This window comes from Cupriavidus sp. GW821-FHT07C08 (genome assembly GCF_059419025.1).
The window spans coordinates 43498-66401 of the sequence record NZ_JBWKQZ010000030.1; the positions used below are offsets into that span (position 1 = coordinate 43498).

Below are 22904 nucleotides of genomic sequence, written 5' to 3' on the forward strand. Positions count from 1 at the left end.
CCAGCGATATTCGGCGACAGCCGGACATCAGCTTCATCAAGGGCCGATGCATGATGGTACTGCAGCGCTCATCGCGGCGCGAAGGCAGAGCGCCATGGTCATCCACCGACTGCTGAAAGCGGATCGCCTTCCCGCAAGACGCAGAACTAGCGTACACCGCACATCCTCTAGCCAGGACAATTTCCCGGAACATCACGACGGCTTCCATGCGAGATGGAATCGGAGACTAGCGGGACGTCCCCTTCACCGGTGCAGTACTGGTGCGCTTCCTTGTTGCAGCCTCGTTCGGGGTTGCAGGCGGGGTCGCCACGTCTTCTTTACCGGCAACAATGTTGCCAGATGCTGATTTGCGTGGCCCTGCGGATGCCTTGACTGAGGACTTCTTGGTTACCGATTTATTGTCCTCCGCAGTCTTCGCATTCGCAGGTGGTTTACGGGTTGTCGAGACGGCCGACTTGGTCGCCTTCTTCGCTGTCACCTTACCTGACGGTGGCTTGTTACGCCCGACAGCAGGCTTCGGCGGTGGGTTAGCGTCGGCCATCTCGATGCCAAACACATCGGCCACCAGGGCGTCGTCGAGCACCTTGCTGGTGGCGGGTCGTTTTGTCGATTTGGGCAGGCCAGCGCCGGCCTGCCTGACGAGATCATTGGCATCGACGCGGCGCAGGGCGAAGAGCAATTCCGGCTGTTGGTCGAGCCGCGCGCCGACGCCGTAAAGTACGGCAGCAACGTGCTTGCACATTGACGCCCAGTCCGGACAACTGCAACTGAACCTGATGTCTTCCGGCATCGGGAAAAGACCGCTGCGAGGTTTGCAGATGCGCTCCATCACGGCTGTCGAGAGCTTCCCCTGCAAGAGTTCCACGATCGAATCGATCGACCCCGCGCAATCGGTGCCGATCGCTCGCCATTGCCTTGTGGGACACGCCGTCACGGTCACAGCGACCGTGTACAGACTCGAACCCATTACCTGCGCGCGGACTTCGCCTGCCGTAATCTGAAGGTCGATAACGGAACCGTTGCGCACATAGGTACGGCCGCGCGGCAGGCGGTTGGCATAGTCGCTGTAGCTTTCCAGATTGTCGCACCAGGCCTTGCCCCAGAAGGTCTTGGCGATGGCACCGCGGTATGAGGCGATTGGCGACAGCACCGAACCTGCCTTCTTCGCCTTCTCGGCGGCTCGTTCAGCCTTCTTTCTGCGCTCGGCGACTGAGACATAGGGCTTCCATCCCCCGTAACCGTAACCCATTCCGGTTCCTCTTGACGATCAGTTTTCTTGCGCGGCATGAACGTCGAGCTTCACGAGATCGAGCAATTCACGATTGCTCATCTCGGTAAGCAGGAGTTCTGCGCCGCCTTCCAACACATCCTTCACCAATTGCTGCTTCGCTTCGATCAACTGGTCGATACGGTCCTCGACCGTGCCACGGCAGATAAACTTATGCACCAGGACGTTCCTCCGCTGGCCGATACGAAATGCACGATCAGTCGCCTGGTTTTCCACCGCCGGGTTCCACCAGCGGTCGTAGTGGATCACATGCGACGCGGCGGTGAGATTCAGACCTGCCCCACCGGCCTTGAGCGAGAGCACGAAGAAGGGGGTCAGCTCATCTTCCTGGAATCGCTTGACCAGTTCGCGGCGCTTGGCGACCGGGGTGCCGCCATGAAGCACCAGACCTTCGCGGCCAAAGATCGAACCTAGAAAAGCCGCCAGCGGCTCAGTGGTCTCGCGGAACTGGGTGAATACCAGCACCTTTTCCTGTTTGGCGGCAATGACTTCGGCCAGTTGGCGCAGGCGGGCGAACTTGCCACTGTCTTCCGCCTTCCAGGCGGCGTCGCCCAACCACTGCGACGGATGATTGCATATCTGTTTGAAGCGCATCAGGTAGCTCAGCACTACCCCCTTGCGACCGATGCCTTCGGCGTCTTCAAGCGCGGCAGCCAGATCCTTCACCGCACGCTGATACAGTGCCGCCTGGCTCGGGCTCAGGTGGCACCAGGCCTTGAGCTCGGTCTTGTCCGGAAGGTCGTCGATTATCCGCTTGTCGGTCTTCAGGCGGCGCAGGATGTAGGGCCGTACGAGCGTTCGCAGCGGACCGAAGTGCTCGGCCTTCGCCAGCCGCCTGGTAAAGTCGGCAAAGACTTTGTCTGAGCCCAGCAATCCGGGGTGGGTGAAATCGAAGATGGACCACAGATCGGACAGGCGGTTTTCCACGGGAGTGCCGGTCAGCGCGATGCGCGATTGTGCCTGGAGCTGCTTGACCTGTCGCGTTTGCTTGGCGCCCGGATTTTTTATCGCCTGTGCTTCGTCGACAATGGCAACGCGCCATTGGAAGGCTCCCAGTACCGGCTGGCGAAGAAGCGCGCCAAAGCTGGTGATGACGAGATCGATGTCCGCAAGTCGCGCCGGGTCCAGCGCACGCAATTCGGCCGTCGGCATGGCCGACGGATGGGCGATCAGTAGGCGCAAGCCGGGGGCAAAGCGCTCAGCCTCTGCCGCCCAGTTGGCCAGCAGCGATGCAGGGGCGACCAGCAGACTGGGCCGCGCCTCGGCACTTTCTCGCTTCAGCACGAGCAGAAGCGAGAGTACCTGCATGGTCTTGCCCAGGCCCATATCATCCGCCAGGCAAGCGCCCAAACCGAGCCGGGTGAGCAGGTACAACCACCGCACGCCGGCCTGTTGGTAGGGCCGCAGGGTGGCCTTCAGTTCCGGTCCCGGGCTGATCTGCGCCAACCCCTCTGGCTGACGCAACTCCTGCAGGGTGTCAGCCAGCCAGGGCCCTGCAACAAGCTGCGACCAGTCGCGGTCAGCGGGGTCGGCACTATCGTCGAGCGAAACCCCCGCCAGAAGGCGTAGAGCCTCATTAAGCGGCAGACCGCTTCGCGCCGCCTTTTCCATGGCCTCGAATCGCTTCATGAGACGACTGAGCTTTTTCTTGTCCACCTCGACCCAGCGACCACGGATGAGCTGCAAGCCGTCGGCGCCTTTGAGCAGATTCCTGACCTCGGTGGCGCTGAGACACTCGCCATCGAGCGAAACCTCCATGCTAAAGTCCAGCAACGCGTCTTTGCCCAAGAGCGAGGGTGGCCGTGCTCCGACACTGGCTTTCACAACGGGACGAGCAGGGCGGCCCGCCTGCCAGACGCCTGGCATGCGTACGACAATCCCGGCAGCTTCGAGTTTGGACAGGTCCGAGAGAAGGCGATGGGCATCGAGCGGCGTCCAGCGCAGCGGATGGTATATCTCGCCGGTATCCACCATTTCGCGAAGCCAGTCGCAGTGTTCCGCGGCGCGCTGCACCGGCAGCAGTAATGACAGGAGCTGCGCCTTGCTCCTGACTCCCGAGAATTCCGCCAGGGCCTGCGACAGTGGCTGATGTTGCGCTTTACCATGGGCCGACAGACGCGACGTGTAAGTCGCAAGGAAGGCGAACGGTGACTCCGGGTCCTTGCGGTTCTCAGCAAGGTTGAAATGCACGCGGCCGACGAGATTCCAGGCCGGGTGACGCAGCTTGAGGAAATCCTGAAGCGAGACGTTTGCGGTCGCCAGTTCCTGGTGCAAGGCAGTATCGATCTCGCCCCACAACGTGCCCAGCACGGCTGGCGTCAGATACTCGCCGCCCGTCATCGGCGGTGCATCGTCAATCATGGCATCGAAATCCTTGGCAGCAGGCGTTGCGACCGCGATCTCGCCGCCTTCGGGCGTGGCGCACAAGGCAGTGACATAGCGCGCCGCAAAATCACGCCACCAGGCCCATGCAGGGGGCAAAATGCGGCCGATTTCGGCCGTTCCCAGGTGCAGCAGGCCATGTCCCGCGCCAAGCGCAAAAGAACTCTCAAGCCGCTGTCGCGTTTCATCTGCCAAGATTGGCGCGGCGTCCTCCGGCACTGCAAGCAGGTGCCCGCCGGGCGTCAGGTGTGGCACAAGAATGTCGGGCGCAGTCACAGGTGCCCGTTCCAATCGCACTGTTTCAGCAAGCGCTGAAGCTGCATGTTTTCAAGGGAAGCGGCTGCGAAATCCACCAGCAGGCCCTCCGGCCTAGGTTGGACTGGGTAAATCTTCGATTGCCTCTGGACCGACCGAATGATCGGCTCAAGCAACCCTCCAGGGTATGCCTGCCTGCTGCGCTGCACATGTCTTGTGAACTGTCTATTCATCTGCTGTAGGACAACCTGTTTGCTAGTAATCACTCACGCAAATTCGCTCCCGGCTCCGCTACCGAATTTTGCCAAAGGCAAGCACGACTTTCCATGAAAGGGTACCAAAACCTCAGTCACACGAGATGGGATGCCGCCGGCGTCCCCCGCACGGCGAAAATCAGCTGGCGCGCTTGTTACAAACGACAAAATGGCGGAGTGTCCCGAATGGCCTGAATCGCTTCGAAGGCGAGTGACGGGGCGAATGGCAGTTGCCTCGGCAGAGCCGACCGTTCGAGTGTCTGGAGATGGCCGGCTACGCGCGGCGGAGTCTGGCATCTCGGCTGCCCTTGGCCGCGCCGGCCGAGTCCGTTGCAATACAACGAAGAGATAGACCTCTGTTAGGCAGGCACACGTACGGTTATACTCCGCGCTTCACAACTAACGGGTAATCCATAATGGTCGCTGCAACGAAAGCAACGAAGGTCAGTGCAGTCTCGAAGAACAAGTCTGCCGCCAAGAAGGTGGCCGTGCCAACGAAAAAGGCCAGCGTGCTCGCGCGTGAGGCTCAGGCGGCGAAAAAGCGCTTGCTGAAGCTGCGCGCCGACATGAAGAAGGCCATTGAGGCAGCAAAGCGCGAAGTTGCGCAGGCAGTGGAAGCCGCCAGGTCCGCGCTTCGCTTCGAGAAGCAAGCCGCAAAGGACAAGCTGGCGGCGAAGAAGGCAAAGGCTGCGGACGCCAAGAAGGCCGCGGGCAAAGTGGCCGCCACGAAGGCAGCCCCGAAAAAGGCAGTGACCGGTACCAAAGCCTCCGTGAAAGCTGCGCCGAAGAAGGCCGCAGTGAAAGCCGTGACGAAGAAGCGGACTCCCGCAAAGGCAGTGGTGCCGACCGTGGCGACACCCGAAGTTTCGGCGTGATTTTGGCCTCGGCCGGTATGGCACTTCGCCGACCGGTCGATGACCGAAGATGGGCGCACAGCTTGCGCCAAGCCTGCTCGACTGAGTCGTGTATCGAGCCATTAGCTCAGCAAATTAGAGGCAAGTTGTGCGAACATCAGGGTAGAATTTCGCGCGACGTTATAGGGCCGGACGCCGTGTTGGTTGCAGGCAGCGGACTCATAATCCGCCGGAGACATCCCACCGTGGGTTCGAATCCCACCCGGCCCACCAGGTTTGCGTCTGCCATTACTGCTCGATGAGGATGAACTGCGTAGCCGATGCATTTGCCGGCTCGCCTTGGATGGCCGCGCCCGAGTCGCGCCTGGCAGGTGAGCCTAGCATCGCGATCTTTGACGATCGCACCCGACTGGTGTGCTATGACAGCTCCGCTGGTCGAGCCCGGAGGTACAAGCGGCAATCGCACAACTTGAGGCTCCAATTCTGGATTGCTCAGGGCGTCTCGCTGACAACCGATCTGGCGAATTCCATGATCGCGCACGGCTACCGTGCTATCGGCATCGGTATGGCTGGTCTCTACGCCAACGTGGGCTGGCGTAGGTCATCGACGACATCGATCGACTGAAGTTCGCCGGTCGAAGGTAGGCTGGAGTGGAAGGGCGCCTACGCCTCGCCTACCTGAAATGCGCTGATTGGGCGAGACGCCAGCGTCTTACATGTCGTCTCGTGTCATATCGCAAATCCAAGGGAAGACTTCAGTATGCCAGACAGGTCCACGGAACAAGTCATAGTGAGTACAACCGGCAATCGTGACCAGTCGCCTGTCGTGCGCGGATAGGCCTCGGCACAGGTCATGCGCGGCGTGGGTCTGCCCGCGGCCGGATATGTCGTCGAGCTCGCCTTCGATGGTAAGCAAGGCGGTGGAACGGATGTCCTGGGGACGCACCAACTGACCTCGCACTCGCCAGGTGCCAAAGGCGATCTGAAACTCCTGAAACACGGTCCGAACCGTGTCGAGATAAAACTCGGCGGCCATGTCGAGCACCGCGCTGTAGTCCAGCAATGCTTGCCAGTGAACATTGGCTCGCTCGGCATCGCCACGAGCAAGGTTTGCCCAGTACCCTTCACATGGGCCCCATAGCGGTGATGACTGCGCAGCGGCGAGACCGGAAAGTTGCACAAAACTCGGACAGACCTGACGTCCAGCACCTGCATAGGGATGCGGCACTGGGTAAACCAGATTGCGTCGGAACCACTGGATAGAGCGGCTCGAGGCGAGGCGCCCAATTGCAGTGGGGCTGCGACGCGCGTCAATCGGACCGCCGATGAGAGTCAGGCTGGTTGGCGTCGCCTCATCGCGGCTTGCCAACAGCGCGATGGCGCCATTGCTCCAGTCAGTGACATAGACAATGTGCTCTTGCAGTAGCGATTGCACCACGTCGCGAAGCATGACGGCGTGATGCCCGGCAAGCGGCGCACAGACGAGTACCGCGGGAATCCCTTGCTGCCCGTTATCATGCCCAACCGCTGGGGCAGCTTCAAAGCGCAGCAGGCGGCAAAAAGGGCTTTCCGATACGAGTTGCTCGACCACGGGAACAACACGGCCGTCACGAAGGATAGCGGTAACGCCAAACGTCGGTTCCTCGCTGGCCGTGCTCAAGCGATACAGGTTTTCCCAGCAGGCGGCCAAGTTCCCGGCCCCCGGAAGATATGCAAGTGGACTAGAGGGCTGACCAAGGCTCGGGCAGATTCATCCGCCCACGCCTTCATCAGGGTCCGCTGATATTCAAAAATCTGATAGAGCATGCGGACTCCAAACCAACGAATGCGTCAGGAGAAAGAGCGCCATCACTCCGAAATTGCGGACGTTGACGCGCTACCGCAAAGCGCATTGTCAAGGTGCGTGGCACTCACGGCGGTCAGCAGAACGCTAAAGACGCTGCCCTGAAGCCACGTTGAGGTCGCCAACTTCAAGCGGAGACGACCGTTTTCTGCCGTGGAGCCGGCGGCTCCGTTTGCGCCCAAGTTTAACGCCTAGCGAATGCGGCGTACGGCGTCGAGCAGAGAATGCCCCCGGCTGGTCAGACGCGGATGGGCGCCGCTGTCATGACCATGCTCCATCGTGACCAGTTTCTGTTCCAACAATGCGTCCAACCGATCGGGATCGACGTCGTGAACGTCCGGTGCATCGCCAAGCAGCAGCAGTGCTGCGATTTCATGCGGACTTAGCATGTCGGTCTCCTTGATCGAGTCAAAAGGGAACTGCGACGGCTGATCTGTGTACCGTGCTCCACGGGGGAGTTAGGAACCGCAATTGGATGATGTCGGTGCAAGGAACGCGCCGGGAGCGCTACACCGAACGTTTACGGTAAATCCTTCAGTCGTGGAAAGCAAGTGAGGAATATGCTGCGGGGCAGCGGAGAAGTCCAATCCCCGATTGGGATAGCGGCCCGGCAGGCGGCTTGCGTCAGTGTGGCCCGAAGGTCGTCGTGAACCTTTCAAGACCCGCGCTTTTCCAAAACGGGCCAATTACGGACCAACGCCTCTCGGCACGCTTCAAGCGATCACTGGCCTCCTTGCCTGAGTGCAGTTCGCGCGAAGTTCACTGCTCAACGTCGCACAACGGCATTACAAAAGCTTCAGTCCCGCCATCGTGGCGCGTGCCGGGACACTATGCGAAAACTGCCGAGCTCGGAAGTTTTCCCCACGTCAAGGCTGCGGCGTACCCGTTTCTGCGAACGTTCTAACCAAGGATTGTTAGACAAATGCAGCCTCGAGTACTCGGTCGAAATTTTTTGGACCGGCCGATTGCCGTGAGTGTCACGGTCAGGGCCACAAGCCTGAGGCTGGTTCTTATCAGTTCAAACCGAGGGGACTTTGCACCCGAATCACGCGCATTGTTTTACGGCGCTCCCTTTAATGCAGTTCTCGCTGCCCTTACCGCATGGAGCCTCACTGTGGCGCGGCGGTGGTACTCAGTCGCTGTCATACTTTCTCGCTCAGCTTTTTTGGTCATGATTCGGAGCCGCCAAGCGAATCATTGGACTGCTCATTACCCAGAAGGTTAAAGTTTTTATGCCCTGAAGATCAAATTGGCTCTAAACTACCTATCTGGATCTCTCGATCGGAAAGGAAACCAGAAGATGGCAACTTACAAAGAACTGATGGCGCAGAAGGCAGCTCTGGAGGCGCACTTGGAAGAGGCACGTGCGAATGAAGTCGCCTCTGTCATCGAGCAGATTCAGAACCTGATGGCGGAATACGGGCTGACTGTCGAAGACGTTACCAAACGCCGTCGTGGTCGTCCTGCCGGCAGCGGCGCTGGTAAGGCGAAAGCGGGATTGCCCCCGAAATACCAGGATCCGAAGACGGGCAAGACCTGGTCTGGCCGCGGTCGTGCGCCGTCCTGGCTTGGCAAGAACCCTAACAAGTTCCTGATTGCAGAAGAGGCGTAAATAGGCGCAGCACGTCCCGCCAGAATAGTGTCCAACCCCTGCATGCAGGGGTTTTCTTTTTGAGAGCAATCGCCATGTCATTTGAAGTGATTCATGCCGATATCATGCTCGCCCGGCCAAACTTGGTTCCTCGTGAACGTACCGAGCGGGGGATACGGAACGGCTATTCCTACTGGCTCCGGCTTCCGCCCAGCAAGGAACTCAGAGTGATCCGCCTTTCGCACCAGTCTGGCGACAGCTATGAGTTGGTGCGTGCGGCCAGCGAGCGCAGAACGCGTCAGAAAATACGTCAACGGTTTTCCGGGTCCATAGCCGAGCTGATAGCCATTATTGACGAAGAGATCGACATCCTTTGCAAGGATGAGCGCTTGGTATCGAAGCCTGGTTCATAGGTTTGCTGGCCAAGACCAGGCCGCCCACGAGAAGCAGGGCGGTACGTTCCGATCCACGCGGCCGCCGTGCCGCTTCAGTTTCGTAGAATTGGCGCCATGTCGACCAGCGAGGACGCTCTCGGGTCGAAGTGAAGGGCCTGAGGGTGTAACAGATTGGGCCGCAAGACGGAATTTTGGCCCCCAAAGACCTTGTGACTACAGCAGAAGAGCCTACGAGGCTGGGCTTCGACCGATCGATTGCTGGGATCGTAGATGCAGGTCGCCCATTGCGGCCCAATTCATTGCACCTTGGCCGTCGCCCCCGCCAAGGGGAAAGCAAATGCAGCGCGAGAGCCTCATAATCCATTGGTCGGTGCTCGACTCACGGGGCGCCCAATTCCACACCACTATCGTTGCGCCAACGACACTCGCCAGCGACCGAGCGTACCTGTTTCAGCGTACGGCAGTTTGGTTTTGTTACGGCGAAGCATGACGAGGCGCTGCCACAAGAACCAACTGTGTCTTGGCACACCAACCAAGCCGCCGAGTCAAAATTGGGAAGGGCTTGCCCGTCACGATCACATAGCCCCTACTACGCGGCTCGCACCGGCAGGCGCCGCCGGCGCTGCTCTGTACGTTACTGGTGTCGGGAGCAACTTCAGCGTGGTCATGTGACAACACGTGGTGGCTGCGCGGGAGCTTGAACTTGCCGATTACTGCCGTTCCCAGGACATGGATGTCGACGCGGCGCGCGCTCTCGTCCGAGAGGTAGAGAGCATTTTTTTGTACCCTGTGAGTGCGTGCAAACGCGAAAAAACCCGAAACGTTACCGCGTACGGATGTAGGCCTCGAAGAGACCCGCGTGCAGGCCGCGTAAGTCCTTTCGCCGTTCCAGCAAATCATGCTGGCGGCCCTGGCGCTCAAGGTTCAACAACTCCAGCATGATCCGCAATCCCTTTTCGGGTAATGTGCCCGTCGAGGGCTCGGACGCGCGTAAGAGGACAGCAAGTCCGGGTTTTTCGGTCAAGGACCAGGCTGGGAGCCACGCGAGATCATCTAGCGTACCGTCACCATCGAATTTCGCATCGAACCGCCGGCGCAGCGCCAGCAATGACGAATCACCGAGCGTTTGTATGAGCGCGCCGAGCTTCTTCGGGGATAGCCAAGCAAGCTCGGCCAAGAGCGGCCATGCCGGGTCAAGCCCCTGTAGCCGGTAGACCGTCTCGGCCATCCAGGCGAGGGGAGTTGGAATTCGTCGCCATGACCCAATTCGCTTGATGCTGTCAGATGCTGCAGTCCACTCCGCAGCGCGCATCCATAGGGGTGCCGCATGCCATTCGGGCATCTCCCGGTGAAACGGCAATTGAGAGGCGGCTCGGGCAACAGCACGCCACAGCGGTAGGCACCAAGCCATGCCCGCTGCGTCGCCGAATGCTCGGCGCGCTGCCGGCATGCACGGCAAACACCACCCTTCGCAGGTGTCGCGCAGTGCCGTCTGAGTCGCGAAGTGTTCGTGGACGGGAGCCTCCAGCACACAGACAAGTGTCTCCAGGGTCGGCACAAGCGTGTCGTCCGGATATTCCGCGACCAGGCGCTGCAGTGCTTCACGCCCGGCGGCGGCATTGCGTTGCTCAAGCGCTGTGAGCACGTCGTTGCGAAGCATGACATCGCGGCCATCTTCAAAAAGATCGAGCTGATTCGTCACGGCGTTCCCGTTGGTAGTCAGATTGCGCCCCTGCAGGACCGGCCCGACATCGCCGGGCACAACAAGTCTTCAGGGATGGTAGCTGCTGCCGCGACTACGGGCAATCCGCAACCGGCCAACCAGATCTCGACGAGACAAGCGCTACCCGAGGGCGGCCAGGCAAATCAAGGCGCGACGCGTGGCGCTGATTCTGCCTTGGACTTCAGGACTCCGCCCATACAGCATCGACATCTCTCGATAGATGTCCAGCGAGGATGTAGTCTCCGAGCTTCTCCGCTTTTCCCTCCAGGCGCTCCAAGTCAGCCGCTGGTAGCATGCTGAGCTCAAATTGGCAGTAAAGATTGCGCTGACGGAACGTCAACTTTGGACGACTCAGTCCCGCAACGAGTGCGGCGGGCGAGCTGACGGCAATGCTCTCATGGCCGCGATACTGGACACGTATGCCAAGCTTTTCGCCCAGCCTGCCCAGCTCAATCGCATCCTGCCATCCTGATTCGTAGTCCAATTCCACGACCGTGACGCCCACTGTTTCCAGGAGCTTTAGTGCTTCGCCTTTGGTCGCAGCCAGATCTGTCGCCATTGCCGCCTCCCCTGCTCGTAGGACCTGTGGCGATTCGCGCGCTTCGACGGCCCAGATTCATATTGCATAGCAACATTGTAAGCGGGGAACGGTCTATTTCGTCAGGTCTTGTCGTCTCGCGTACCACTTTGACTTAAGCACCTGTACCGGTCGAGGCAGTAACCTTGCGGGCGCAAGTCGCGATTACGCCTTCGACAGATTTGTGATCAGGTAGATTGGTGATCATTCAGAGATAATCGGGTGACAGCGGACTGCCACTTTGCAAACGGAGCGCGCTCGATAGGTCATGCACAGTTGCACGAGGTCATGCAGGGCGCTTTTACCCAGACCGTGGCCGAGACGCATGGCGGGCCTACACCTGCCGGCCGTTCAGATTCACCGCCGTCGATTCCATCAAACCACGTCACCTATCCCAAAGACCGATGTCTGAAGGCCACGTATTCATTTGCGGCGACCCCCATGGCGAGTTCGGCCCGCTGATTGAAAGCGTCCACCGTCACCGCCCCGAAGCAGTGGTGCTCGCAGGCGACATCCAGGCCAGGCGCCCACTGGATGAAGAGCTCGCCAGCATCCTTCCTCTGACGCAGGTGTGGTGGATTCCTGGCAATCACGACACCGACAGCGATGCCGACTACGACAATCTTTTCGGCTCGGCCCTGGCCGACCGGAACCTGGATGGGAGGGTGGTCACCATCGCAGGCCTTCGGATTGCCGGGCTAGGGGGGATTTTTCGCGGCCAAGTCTGGATGCCGCCCGAACCAGCGCGCATGGAGAGCGAGTCTGACTATCTGGCCAAATGTGGGAAGGGGAATTACTGGCGGGGTGGTCTGCCGCCGCGCCATCGCAGCACGATCTTCCCGCAGACCTACAACGCGTTATTGAGTCAGCATGCGGATGTCCTGGTCAGCCATGAGGCTCCGGCTTGTCACCCACACGGGTTCGAGGCGATTGACATGCTCATCGAAGCAATGCGAGTGAAACGAGCTTTCCACGGCCATCACCACGAATCCACGGCTTATCCGACCGCAGGACCGTGCCGCATCTTCGGTCTCGGTGCGTGCGCGGTGGCCACGATCGAGGGCGAGTTCTTGCCCAGCGTCCTGACTTGTCCGGATCAAGTCGAAGGAGGCTAGACCAACGGTTGAGGTTCACGGGCAACGCTGTGGGGCGCCAGCGGGCCGGGCAAACGACTGGCGCGTTTGCGAATTGTGCACGATGGTCAGACCGCCCGCAGGTCAACATGACACCGGCAGATCCGGTGATCGATCGCGCAGCGGCGGCGGCCGTCGGCAAGTTGGACGCGCCGGTTGCCAGATGGTGAGTGCGACCAAAAAAACAGCCCTCGATCCGATGGAGGAGAGCCGCAGAAACGTCCAAGAAGAAATCGGGAAACACCTTGCGGCGCCACCCACATTCAGTACCCACCAGGTTGCCGTGGACGGCAATCCAGCCTGGCGCCGCGCAGTTCACCGGTTCGCGAAAAAAGAACCCGCGCTCATCAGGGGACGGGCGCGGGTGGTAGCAGGACCTACCGGAGCAGGATACGGCGATATAAACATCGCGCAACACAGGATTAGGAGGCTTTTTTCCCGGCAGTTCTTTTGCCAGCGAAAAAATTGTCATGTAGCGGGCAGACAATGGAACGATGGGTGGAGCCTCCGACCTTGCAGGGCCGCCTCGATGCTGTTGGAGCGCTCGGCGTGACGCATTGAGTCGGATGCACTGCTCGCCGGAGAACTCACACGCGCGCGGACGTAAAAAGCGAGGGAGGGTGCCGGCGTTGAATCCTATGGACGCTGCCTTTCCCGCGACTTCTGCGCAGTGTCGTCGGTTTCCTGCAGGGAATGAAGAAAATCTCCCACCAGTGCGACACACTCGTCAAAGCATCTGTTGAAATTAATCCGCTGGATCCTGTCGAACTGCTCACGCATGATCGGCGGGCCGGCCTCGACCTGGCCCCGGAAGGCGGAGGCGTGTCGAAGCAGAAACGGCGCAGCGTGTGTGAGTGCCGTCGGTTCATGCTCGACCACGACGGCCAGGTCAAAGAGATCCCGCGCAGTGGCACGGTCGCCACGATGGTAAAGCTTTTTGGCAACGATCTCGGCCGCGGTCTCCACCTTGACGGATTGCCCCATGATCTCCCAGATTTCGAATGGCTTGTCGGTCAGGTTGGGCGAGGCCACGACGTCGATTTCCCCAGCGTCGAGCACCAGCTTCACGAAATCCCCTTGCTCAACGTAGTCGCTCGTGATGCTTTCCGCGGCCTCGCTCAAACGCGGCGACACGAATCCCAGGCATTGCGGATCCGGGACAAAGAGGTCGATATCGCGGGAAAAACGATGGCGGTACCGAAGCATCAGGACCGTCCCGCCGCCGAAGGTCCAGAACGGCTCAATGCCCCCGTGCTTTCTGACCTCCTCCATCAGCGTAAAGGCATGAGGGAACAGGCTTTCCCAGATGTCGCCCTTTAGTTCAACTTTCATGCCCACAGGCCTCCGCGCGTGACCATCAAGGTCTGCGCAAGCCGCCTGAGGTTCTTCCAGATGTCGGCTGGATTCCGATGTTGCTTCGCCGCTACCTCCGCGACCACCTTGGTGACGAGTTGCAGAGGCGCCTCGTCCAAGACATGGGCCACCTGTGGACGATACTCCGACGGCACCTCGCCGGTGGCGAGGGCGCGCTCGAGCTCGTCTGGCGTGAGCTCGCCGGTGTAGCTCACGTTGGCGCCCTTCGCGGCCATCCACAGCGCCCGCATTGGCGACCCGCTAGCCAGGCGGCGCTCATCGGGATCGTTTATATCAAGTGCTAAGCCGAGCACATCCATCAGTCGCCCGAGCGACTGGAGCGTAGCGTTGACGCTGCCGTGTTCAATGCCGTTCAGCGACTGGCGCGACAGCCCTGCCATGTCGGCCAGCTGCTGTTGGGTCAGCCCCAAGGCAACCCGCTTGCGCTGGATCGCGTTGCCCAAGAGAGCGGGATTCATGGCGATAATCTCCAAACATGTGTCAAGTATAGACGACAAGATGGATGGTTGGCTTTCCGCCTATGCGGGGGACGAGTTCTTGGGATCCCGAAGGCAAGACTCGGCGTGCGATACGTCAGATCGCGCCGCGTGAGCCCAGCACGATCCGGGCGGTCCGCCGGTCGCACGCGGGCGGGGCTGGACGACGCTGGCGACCAAGCTTGGCGATGGCCTCGTGCTTATCCCCTGAGTTCGGCAGTCACATATTTGCGCGGCGCAACATCCATTCAACCGCGCGCACGGCGTTTCCGGTCGATCAGCGCCTGAGCGTCGTCCATGATCTGGTCATGTGGGGGCGGCGGGGCCGGGTCGGTCAGCGCTTGCTGGACCTTTGCGCGGAACCAAGCATCATAGGTCTCGGGACTCGTCGTCAGACCGGGCGGCAGCCCGCCTTCCTTGGCGATCCGTGTCAACAGAATGCGCACTGCGTCGGAAACGGTTAGGCCGACCCTGGCGAGGTTTTGCGTGGCGCGGGCTTTCAGGTCGTCGTCCACCCGGATGTGCAGCATTGAAGTATGCGCCATGAAAATCTCCTATGCATTGACCGACATTATGTATCTCAATTGCGATATAACCAAGGTAAGCGCAGGACCTTGTCCGCAAGCGCCACGCTACGTTCAGTGAGTCGTTGCGGTCATCTGTACGGAACGCATGCGGCAACCGCCTCGAAGAAGTCAGCCGTCAGTTGTCACGTAACAATCGACAGCACGAGACTTCCGAGCGCTCAAAGCGCCTTATGCAATACTTTACCCATCATCGCTGACATAACATCCTATTCTTCAGAAGTGCGTTGGGGCTCCCAAAGCTCAAGGGGCAGACATGCGGCTAGCTGACTTTATCTTGCGCGATATGAAGCACATTTTGGGGGAATGGGAGGCGTTTGTGGCCACCCAGCTGCCTGCCGCACGGAATCTGGATTCTCTCGCCCTGCGCGACCCACGCACCGCAGATCTTCCAAGCCATTGCCAAAGATCTTAGGACCCCCGCAAACGAGCGAGGCGCAGCGCGAAAAATCCTTGGGACGAGCCCCGAAGGTGCCCGGTGCGCCGGACACTGCAGCCCAAATTCACGCCGTCATCCGGGCGCGCGGTGGCTTCAACATCAACCAGTTGGTCGCCGAGTACCGGGCGCTACGCGCGAGCGTGCTGCGTTTGTGGATGGACGAGTTTGAGTTGGTCGCCGGGGATCTGGATGACGTGATGCGATTCAACGAGGCGATCGATCAGGCCGTCGCGGAATCGGTGGATTTTTTCAACGCGGAAGTCGAGCAGTCTCACAATCTGTTGTTGGGAATGCTTGGGCACGATCTGCGCAGTCCTCTGCAGACCATCCAGATGACCGCCTCCTATCTGGCGGCGCTGAACGCCGGGGAGAAGGTGTCGGAGGCGGCAGCACGGCTCATTCGCAGCGGGGCCAGCATGAATTCCCTGCTGGATGATCTGTGCGATTTCAACCGAACGAAACTCAGCTTGGGTATCAACATCGCTCCCATTGAGGTCGGCCTAGCTCACGTCGTTGGCGATACCGTGGATCAGTTGCGGGCAGCGCATCCGGACCGCCGCATCGACCTTGAGATGAACGGTAACGCGCTGGGCGTTTGGGATGGTTTGCGGCTGCAGCAAGTGGTTTCCAATCTGGTGCTCAACGCGATCAGGTATGGCGCACCAGACGCCCCGGTCCGTGTTGTACTCACTGGTGACGACACCGAAGTTCATCTCGCGGTGAGGAACAGCGGCCCCGCTATTGACCAACTGACGCTGGCGCGAATGTTTGACCCGCTAAGCAGAGGTCCGGATCCGGAAGACAAGCACGCGCACGGGCTCGGGCTGTATATCGCGAGCGAAATTGCCAGGGCCCATCACGGGTCAATCGACGCCCGCTCCGACCAGGCAGAGACGGCGTTTGAGGTGCGTCTGCCGCGTCGAGCATCCCAAACGACTTGAGTGGTGCGGTCGCTTTGCCTGCCCGGGCGTCGTGCAGTGCCGTCGCGATTTGCCCGAGCACACGGCATCGTCAGGTTCCTGTCCGAATGCGGGACCGGGATTTTGTCGTCGCGGCGACGGCCGGTGCCGCCGGGATCGGCTCAAAAAGGGCCTCGATGTCTTCGGCGGAGAATTTGACGGCGCCGGCGGCATCCTCCGACAGGATCGCCTCGGCCAGCGCGGCTTTCTGCGCTTGCATCGCGACGATTTTCTCCTCGACACTGCCACCGGTGATCAGCTTGTAGACGAACACGGGCTTATCCTGGCCAAGGCGGTGTGCGCGGTCAGTAGCCTGATTTTCCACAGCAGGATTCCACCAGGGATCGTAGTGAATGACAGTGTCGGCCGCTGTCAGGTTCAGGCCAACGCCACCGGCCTTCAAGCTGATCAGGAAAAGCGGTACCTCGCCTTGCTGGAAGCGTTCGACCGGGGTGATGCGGTCCGTGGTATCCCCGGTCAGCATGACGTAGGGAATGCCGGCGTTTCGCAGGGCTGCCGCAATGAGATCCAGCATGCTAGTGAACTGCGAGAACAGCAGGATCCGACGGCCTTCCTCGATAAGTTCGGGCAGCATGTGCAGCAACAGGTCAAGCTTTGCCGACTCCTTGATCCGGGCCGCCTCTTTGATCTTGACGAGCCGCGGATCGCAGCAGACCTGGCGCAGTTTGAGCAACGCCTCCAGCACGATGATGTGGCTGCGCGCGAGGCCCTTGGCAGCGACGGCCGCCCGCACCTTTTCCTGCATGGCAGCGCGCACTGTTTCGTACAGATCGCGTTGTGCGCCTTCGAGTTCCACCGTGCGCACGATCGTCGTCTTCGGGGGCAGCTCGGTGGCCACCTCATCCTTGCGCCGGCGCAGCATGAATGGCCGGATGCGCCGCGCGAGCAGGTCGCGTCGAACGGCATCGCCGCCCTTTTCGATGGGAGTGCGCCAGCGTCGCGTGAAGTCCTGGCGGGTACCGAGAAAGCCGGGCAGCAGGAAGTCAAACTGCGCCCACAATTCACCGAGATGGTTTTCGAGCGGCGTGCCTGTCAGGCAGAGGCGGTGTCGCGCACGCAGTGTTCGGATGGTTGCGGCGGACTTGGTGGCGGCATTCTTGACGTATTGGGCCTCATCCAGAAGCAGCAGGTGATAGTCGTGGCCGGCAAGGATTGCCTCGTCACGCCACAGCAAGGCGTATGTGGTCAGGATCAGGTCGTGCTCGCCGATCTGGTCAAAGCGATCGTGACGCTGGGGGCCGTGCAGATCCAGCACGCGCAGCGTCGGCGTGAAGCGCTGGGCTTCCTCGCGCCAGTTGTGCACGAGGGTCGTCGGCACGACGATCAGCGCAGGCCGGTCCAGCCGGCCCCGTTCCTTTTCCGTGAGGACGTGCGCAAGGGCCTGGATCGTCTTGCCCAGTCCCATGTCGTCGGCCAGTACCCCAGACAACCCGTGCTCGCGCAGGAACTGCATCCAGGCGAGCCCCTGGCGCTGGTAAGCACGCAGTTCGGCCGTCAGGCCGCGCGGCACGGGCACGTCTGCCATCCCGGGACCCGCCATCAGCCGCTGCGCGAGCTGCCGGATCGATGCCGCGCCGTCAAACTGCCAGCGCCCGGTCTGATCCAGGGCATGGAGCCGGGCTGCATCCCACTCGGAAATGCGCATGCCGGTGTTGAGCGCGTCGAACAGGTCGATCAGCACGCGCACGACGGGTTTCAGCCGGTCGGCACCCAGGCGCAGCCGCTCGTTGCGCTCGGTCTTCAGATCAATCGCTTCGTCGTCGGGGATGCCATCCAGCCTGCCTGACAACCAGCGCGAATCCCGGCGAAAGAGGTCAGCCAGCAGCGGCTCCAGACGCACCGTACGGCCGTTGACAGTGATGCCCATCTCGACGTCGAACCAGCCATCACCGGTCTGACGCAGGCGGCCGTCAATGGCCTCGATCTCAATCACGTTGTGCCGAAACGCGTCCGTCATGACGACGCGCCAGCCACTTGCGCGAAGGATCGGAAGCAGCACCTTCACGAGGCTTGGCCAGCTGGCATGGTCCTCGGGGCCGAGCATGTCGGCCGGAAACGGGGCTGGCCCAAAGACATGGTCGGCCCGAATCTTCCGGAACCCGGCCTGTTGCAGTTCTGTCAGACGCTTGCGCTCGAGATCGGCGTCCCGTTTGATCTGGACGACCTCGCCACCGGTGGTTTGAAGGAGAGTGGTGCTGCTGTGCGCCGGGAGGCTGTGTCCTGCGTAATCAAAGCTGACCGTCGCAAAATCCTGCGCCGAGGCCCATGTCGACAACGTGTCCAGGGCCAGGACGGGCACCGGCGCGCAGTGGATGCTTCGCACCGACGCCGTTTCATGCGCAGGCGGCATCGGGAGTTCGGGCGCCACGTCACGCAGCACATTCCCAACCAGTGCGGCCTCGTCCAGCGTAATGGCCGGCATGGACAGGAAATCGGCGAGCTGTTCGGAGGGCCAAGGCATCGCCAGGATGCCGGCTTCACCAGCATCCGCGTCGACGTACCAGCACGGCTGGGTGCTCGTCAGCAACAGGGAAGCGGGTGGTTCGGCTTGCAGAAGCGGCCGCACGCGCGTGTCAGGCTGCGCCTGCCAAGTCAGTTGCGCGCCGCGCGCGGCTCCGACTTGCAGCGCACAGTGCGTGCCGGGATAGTGTGAGCCCGCGGGCGAAAGGAAACAAAAGCCCGTCCGGTTGCCATCAGTTGCTCCAAGATGACGGCACCGGTTGCGCCCCGCAGGCCAAAACCACCCATATAGGAGGCATGTGAGCGGCCCAGCCATAGCCCGCGCAGGATCGGCAGATCCGCTTCGGTAACAAATTTGGGGGGTTCGACCAGCGCCTTCTCGATGTTTTGCCACGGATCGTCAAGCGAGCGAATCGTGCCGTCGGCGCCAACGCGTGCCTTGTAAATCGTTACCTCGCCGCCGCGGTACGATTGGCCGATCACGTAGGCTAGGGCATGCGTGGGCTTGGACGGCTTTTTCTTGGCCGCGGGATTGGCGGCCGTGCGCCTGGCACGAAAGCCTTCAAGCCAGCTCACCAGTTCCGCGCGCACGCCGGTGGACGGTGGCTTCGGCTGGTGCGCCAGGCCGGCGATCAGCAGCGCTGCCACATGCTTGCAGTCGACCCCAACTGGACACGTGCATTCGCCTTCCACCCACATGTCGTCGTCGATGTCGTGGAAATACACACGCACGTCATACGGACGCGTGCGGGTGCCTTGCACCAGGCCCGCCAGGGTGTCCTCGTCGATCCAGCGCAACTCCGAGACGGCACTCGCATAGGGACGCGCCTTGGACACCGTGAACGGATCCAGCCATTGCGCGATTTGCCTGGATTGGTAGGGGACAGACATTGACTGAAGGAGGCCGGTGGACAACGTCGGGAGCATTTTACGCGGCTGGACTCGCGACCGGTAAGGCAGCAGATCCCAAATCGAAGGCGAGCTGGCTCGTCTCGGTAGGCTGGGCCGGCGATCGTCCTCGGCGGGGAATTCGAGTCGTCGTGATCGACGCGGGCGGAGATTTCCGGCGGGTGTCGACGCCGCTTCATTCTGCGGGGAGGGCCGGCGTGTGCCTTCGTCAGCAGGTCGATGCCCAACTCTAATGTCTAGTGGGTACCTCGACCAGAATGGCGCAACGGGGTCGGCCGCCCGGTCGAACAATTCCGGGACCTTCCGGGACGATCAGTATTCCCTGTGGCAAGGTGTCGAACTGACGCTGGAGTCCCATTGATGTACAATTGAAACGTACATATCAAGCAAGGGAGCACCTTTCCATGCAAACTATCCCGTTTTCTGAGGCAAGAGCGCACCTCGCTGATGCGCTGCGAGGTGTAGAAGTGGCACAAGAGCCCCTACTGATCTCCCGGCGCGGGCAGGCTGCCGGCGTCTTGATGTCGTGGTCTCAATATCGACAGCTGGTTGGGTCTTCCTCTGGCTTTTCTGCGCGTCTGGCAGAGTGGCGCCAACAGCATTTGACAGAAGAGAATGAGAGCGATCCCTTTGCGCAAGTACGCCAACCCGATGGGGGAAGAGAATTCTCATGGTGAGCGCCGTGAGTTGGTTGCTCGACACCAACATTGTTTCAGAGGCCATGCGGCCGAGACCTGAGGTCGCGGTAACGGACAATTTGGCCCGCTACGAGGGGGAGCTAGCAATTCCGGCCCCGGTCTGGCACGAACTCCGTTATGGCTGGTTGCGCATGCCGGATGGCCAACGGAAGGACGCAGTTGGCCGTTTTGTGCAAGATGTCGTGGGCACTTTGCCAGTCTTGCCTTACGACGCTGCCGCAGCGCGGATCCACGCGGAGCTGCGCCAGTCACGCGAGCGGGCTGGATTCACATTGCCATTCGTGGATGGGCAGATTGCATCGGTTGCGATAGCGCATGGGCTAACCTTGGTGACACGCAATACGAAGGATTTTTCGGAATTGACTGGTTTGCGGCTGGCGAACTGGTTCGTCCCCTGATTGCCGCGAGGACGAGGCGATCATCAAGGCAGCCATCGACGCCGGCCAGGAAAAAGGCATTCAGCAGCCAGGCCGATCTGCGCAAGCTGATTGGTGTCGACCTGGCGTAATGAACTGGAACAGCACGGAAAAACGGAAGGATGGTGCTGACGTTGAAAGATGGAGAACCGCAACCGGCGATGGACGTTAGATGACATGTCGCCGCTGCGACCGGGCATCCACGTGTGGGCCATGTATGCAAAGCCCGCTATGCCCGGGAAGACGCGGCTGGTTGAAGAGTTTCGTTCTCGGCAATTATTTCTCTTGCGGCGTTTCGCGAATCCTTTTGCGGAGACGATGAGACAGATCTTGGATCCTGGCGTGTCGGCGTTGCGTAGTCTCCTGCGCTGGGAAACAATCGGTTGGAGGAAGTGCTGGGGCCAACAACGTGGATATCCGCTTTAATCGCAACCTAAGCGCTGGCTCCGCGCGCGTAACTCGCCACGTCATCTTGACCCCTGCAATAGTGGCTGATCTGGTCGGTCCGCGGCTCGGCTCGCTGCGGCTTTGAACGCCGAGGACTGTCGCCGTCAGGCGCGCCGCGTGCGCCTCCGCGCGATCACGGGCGAAGCTGGAGGGGCTGCTGCCACGCGCCCGCCCGCCTCGCCGCGGCCTCCTTGTTCTAGCCCATGGGGCCAGGAACAAATTCTGCAAAAACCGAACGCGGTGCAGCAGCTTGTGGAGCGCCGCCTTGCGCTTTGCGATGGGCCAGTCGCGGATGTGGCCCGCACAGTTCCGCAACATGAACGCAATTTAGGGCGCACGGTGGATTCTCTCCAATTGTCTACGCAGGGCGTAGACAATTCTGCGTACAATGTCTAAAAGTGGCTTATATTTAACATAATGTTTATTGTCGACGGAACGGTAGGTTTACCTCTGTTGCGCTCTGAAGCCTTGAAGTCCCGCTTCTGGCGCAACAGCCAGGATGGTCTATGGTATAGATTCCTGGGGCTTGGACCTCGGCGGCCATGGTCATTCAGCTCAATCAGCCGGAGGTGCCGCAGCGTCTGCACGGCGTGACGCTGGTGGACCGGCATGGCCTGCCACGCTTCTGGGCAAACGTGTGGGCGCTGGTGGCGCTGGCCGATCACGCCGAGCTGACGCGGCTGCGCAAGTTGCATCATGTCGAACGCCTGTATGCCTATGCCGACGACATGTTGGGCGCTGGTGCGCTGGACGATGCGCTGGCGGACCTGGATGACGCCCGGCTTGGCACCATCCTGGAAGGCTGGTTCGTCTCGCTGCGCAATCAGGCCCGGCCGACAGCCTCGGATCAAGAGCGCTGGCGCGCCGGGCTGGAATTCGTCGTGATGGTGTCGACCTGGCTGGGTCAAGGGATGGCAAGTGACGACCGGCTGGTGCAGCTCAATGCGCGCTGGCAACGCCTCCATCTGCTCTACGGCCAGCTCCAGATCCAACGCCACCATCGCGTCAATGTCCTGCGCTCGCTGCCTGCGTCGGTCGTGCAAGCGCTGTATGAAGGTCTGGACCCCAGTTCCCCGACGAACCCGTTCAAGGGAATGCGAACCCGCTGGCGGGTTTTTATCGCCTTCGTGCTGATGCTGCATCAAGGCCTGCGCCGCGGCGAGTTGTTGCTGCTGACCGCGGATGCCATCAAGTCCGGCTTTGACGCCAGGCAGCAACGGACGCGTTACTGGCTCAACGTGGGCGAACATCGGCACGGCGCAGCGGATTCCCGTCACTCGCGCCCCGGCATCAAGACGCCCAACTCGATTCGACAGATTCCCGTCAGCGAGCTGACGGCGAACCTGGTGCAATGCTATGTCGACAATTACCGCGGGCGGCCCAATCACCCCTACCTGCTCAACGCGCAGACCAACACGCCGCTGTCCACCGAGTCGCTCACCAAGCTCTTTGCACGGGCGTCGGCGGCCTTGCCGGCGCACGTGCTGGCCGAACTGGAAGACCGGACCGGCAAGACCAGTGTGACGCCACACGACTTCCGGCATACCAGCGCCGTCGTGCGGCTCAATCAGTTGCTCACCCAGGGCGACTCGATGGACGAGGCTCTGCAAAAGCTGCGCAGCTTCTTTGGTTGGTCCCGCACGTCGGACATGCCGGCCTACTATGCGCGGGCCGTGTTCGAAGACCGCCTGTCGGCGGTCTGGAACAACGTCTTTGACGACCGGGTCGCGGTGCTGCGTGCCCTGCCACCGGGAGACCGAGATGCCAGCGCACGTTGATGTCAACCGATGGACCGCGAGCGAAGCGCAGGCCTGGCTGGACCAGAT

Annotated in this window: 16 protein-coding genes, 1 tRNA gene and 2 pseudogenes; 9 read left to right on the plus strand and 10 right to left on the minus strand. The window is 61.0% G+C overall.

Features of this window, described 5'->3' with window-relative positions; all coding sequences use genetic code 11:
- Positions 1-226: 226 nt before the first annotated feature.
- Together AC07UK_RS29755 and AC07UK_RS29760 are read right to left on the minus strand one after the other, a co-directional pair.
- A complete protein-coding gene (locus tag AC07UK_RS29755) occupies positions 227-1249 on the minus strand; it encodes an SWIM zinc finger family protein (RefSeq protein WP_494687043.1) in 1023 nt (340 codons plus the stop codon).
- A gap of 18 nt (positions 1250-1267) precedes the next feature.
- Positions 1268-3946 (minus strand): DEAD/DEAH box helicase, encoded by a 2679-nt coding sequence (locus tag AC07UK_RS29760; RefSeq protein WP_494687044.1) that lies wholly within the window; start codon positions 3944-3946, stop codon positions 1268-1270.
- Positions 3947-4595: 649 nt separating this feature from the next.
- Here AC07UK_RS29760 and AC07UK_RS29765 point away from each other — a divergent pair.
- Both AC07UK_RS29765 and AC07UK_RS29770 read left to right on the plus strand, forming a co-directional pair.
- Positions 4596-5054 carry a hypothetical protein gene (locus AC07UK_RS29765; protein ID WP_011154092.1) on the plus strand — a complete coding sequence of 153 codons (459 nt, stop codon included), beginning with the start codon at positions 4596-4598 and terminating at the stop codon, positions 5052-5054.
- 164 nt (positions 5055-5218) lie between these two features.
- Positions 5219-5306 (plus strand) — tRNA-Ile (locus AC07UK_RS29770).
- 439 nt (positions 5307-5745) lie between these two features.
- On the opposite strand, the gene AC07UK_RS29775 is transcribed toward AC07UK_RS29770, so the two are convergent.
- Positions 5746-6693 carry a polyhydroxyalkanoate depolymerase gene (locus tag AC07UK_RS29775; protein ID WP_494687045.1) on the minus strand — a complete coding sequence of 316 codons (948 nt, stop codon included), beginning with the start codon at positions 6691-6693 and terminating at the stop codon, positions 5746-5748.
- A gap of 374 nt (positions 6694-7067) precedes the next feature.
- Complete coding sequence (locus AC07UK_RS29780; protein WP_011154094.1) at positions 7068-7265, minus strand: hypothetical protein; 198 nt, start codon at positions 7263-7265, stop codon at positions 7068-7070.
- Between the two features lie 911 nt (positions 7266-8176).
- Here AC07UK_RS29780 and AC07UK_RS29785 point away from each other — a divergent pair.
- Both AC07UK_RS29785 and AC07UK_RS29790 read left to right on the plus strand, forming a co-directional pair.
- Complete coding sequence (locus AC07UK_RS29785; RefSeq protein ID WP_011154095.1) at positions 8177-8488, plus strand: H-NS histone family protein; 312 nt, start codon at positions 8177-8179, stop codon at positions 8486-8488.
- Between the two features lie 74 nt (positions 8489-8562).
- Positions 8563-8880, plus strand: a complete 318-nt coding sequence (locus tag AC07UK_RS29790) for a hypothetical protein (RefSeq protein ID WP_494687046.1) — start codon at positions 8563-8565, stop codon at positions 8878-8880.
- An 805-nt stretch (positions 8881-9685) separates the two neighbouring features.
- Here the strand turns inward: AC07UK_RS29790 and AC07UK_RS29795 are convergent.
- Both AC07UK_RS29795 and AC07UK_RS29800 read right to left on the minus strand, forming a co-directional pair.
- Complete coding sequence (locus tag AC07UK_RS29795) at positions 9686-10564, minus strand: hypothetical protein (RefSeq protein ID WP_494687047.1); 879 nt, start codon at positions 10562-10564, stop codon at positions 9686-9688.
- Between the two features lie 202 nt (positions 10565-10766).
- Positions 10767-11144, minus strand: coding sequence for a hypothetical protein (locus tag AC07UK_RS29800; protein ID WP_041688692.1), 378 nt, complete (start codon positions 11142-11144; stop codon positions 10767-10769).
- 422 nt (positions 11145-11566) lie between these two features.
- On the opposite strand from AC07UK_RS29800, the gene AC07UK_RS29805 reads away from it, so the two are divergent.
- Complete coding sequence (locus tag AC07UK_RS29805) at positions 11567-12277, plus strand: metallophosphoesterase family protein (protein ID WP_494687048.1); 711 nt, start codon at positions 11567-11569, stop codon at positions 12275-12277.
- A 654-nt stretch (positions 12278-12931) separates the two neighbouring features.
- Here the strand turns inward: AC07UK_RS29805 and AC07UK_RS29810 are convergent.
- From AC07UK_RS29810 to AC07UK_RS29820, 3 genes are all read right to left on the minus strand, one after another.
- Positions 12932-13627, minus strand: a complete 696-nt coding sequence (locus tag AC07UK_RS29810; protein ID WP_494687049.1) for a nucleotidyl transferase AbiEii/AbiGii toxin family protein — start codon at positions 13625-13627, stop codon at positions 12932-12934.
- Complete coding sequence (locus AC07UK_RS29815) at positions 13624-14127, minus strand: helix-turn-helix transcriptional regulator (RefSeq protein ID WP_011154098.1); 504 nt, start codon at positions 14125-14127, stop codon at positions 13624-13626. The genes AC07UK_RS29810 and AC07UK_RS29815 overlap by 4 nt, the downstream gene beginning before the upstream one ends.
- Positions 14128-14393: 266 nt before the next feature.
- Positions 14394-14690, minus strand: a complete 297-nt coding sequence (locus tag AC07UK_RS29820; protein WP_011154099.1) for a type II toxin-antitoxin system RelB/DinJ family antitoxin — start codon at positions 14688-14690, stop codon at positions 14394-14396.
- A 295-nt stretch (positions 14691-14985) separates the two neighbouring features.
- Here AC07UK_RS29820 and AC07UK_RS29825 point away from each other — a divergent pair.
- Positions 14986-16109: pseudogene (locus tag AC07UK_RS29825) on the plus strand (ATP-binding protein).
- 70 nt (positions 16110-16179) lie between these two features.
- On the opposite strand, the pseudogene AC07UK_RS29830 reads toward AC07UK_RS29825, so the two are convergent.
- Positions 16180-19499: pseudogene (locus tag AC07UK_RS29830) on the minus strand (DEAD/DEAH box helicase).
- 422 nt (positions 19500-19921) lie between these two features.
- Here AC07UK_RS29830 and AC07UK_RS29835 point away from each other — a divergent pair.
- The 3 genes from AC07UK_RS29835 to AC07UK_RS29845 all read left to right on the plus strand — a co-directional run bounded on the left by AC07UK_RS29835 (position 19922) and on the right by AC07UK_RS29845 (position 22856).
- Positions 19922-20194: a type II toxin-antitoxin system Phd/YefM family antitoxin gene (locus AC07UK_RS29835; protein ID WP_082236122.1), complete on the plus strand. Its 273-nt coding sequence runs from the start codon at positions 19922-19924 to the stop codon at positions 20192-20194.
- Complete coding sequence (locus AC07UK_RS29840) at positions 20188-20613, plus strand: type II toxin-antitoxin system VapC family toxin (protein WP_011154102.1); 426 nt, start codon at positions 20188-20190, stop codon at positions 20611-20613. The genes AC07UK_RS29835 and AC07UK_RS29840 overlap by 7 nt, the downstream gene beginning before the upstream one ends.
- A 1007-nt stretch (positions 20614-21620) precedes the next feature.
- A complete protein-coding gene (locus tag AC07UK_RS29845; RefSeq protein WP_115737134.1) occupies positions 21621-22856 on the plus strand; it encodes a site-specific integrase in 1236 nt (411 codons plus the stop codon).
- Positions 22857-22904: the final 48 nt, after the last annotated feature.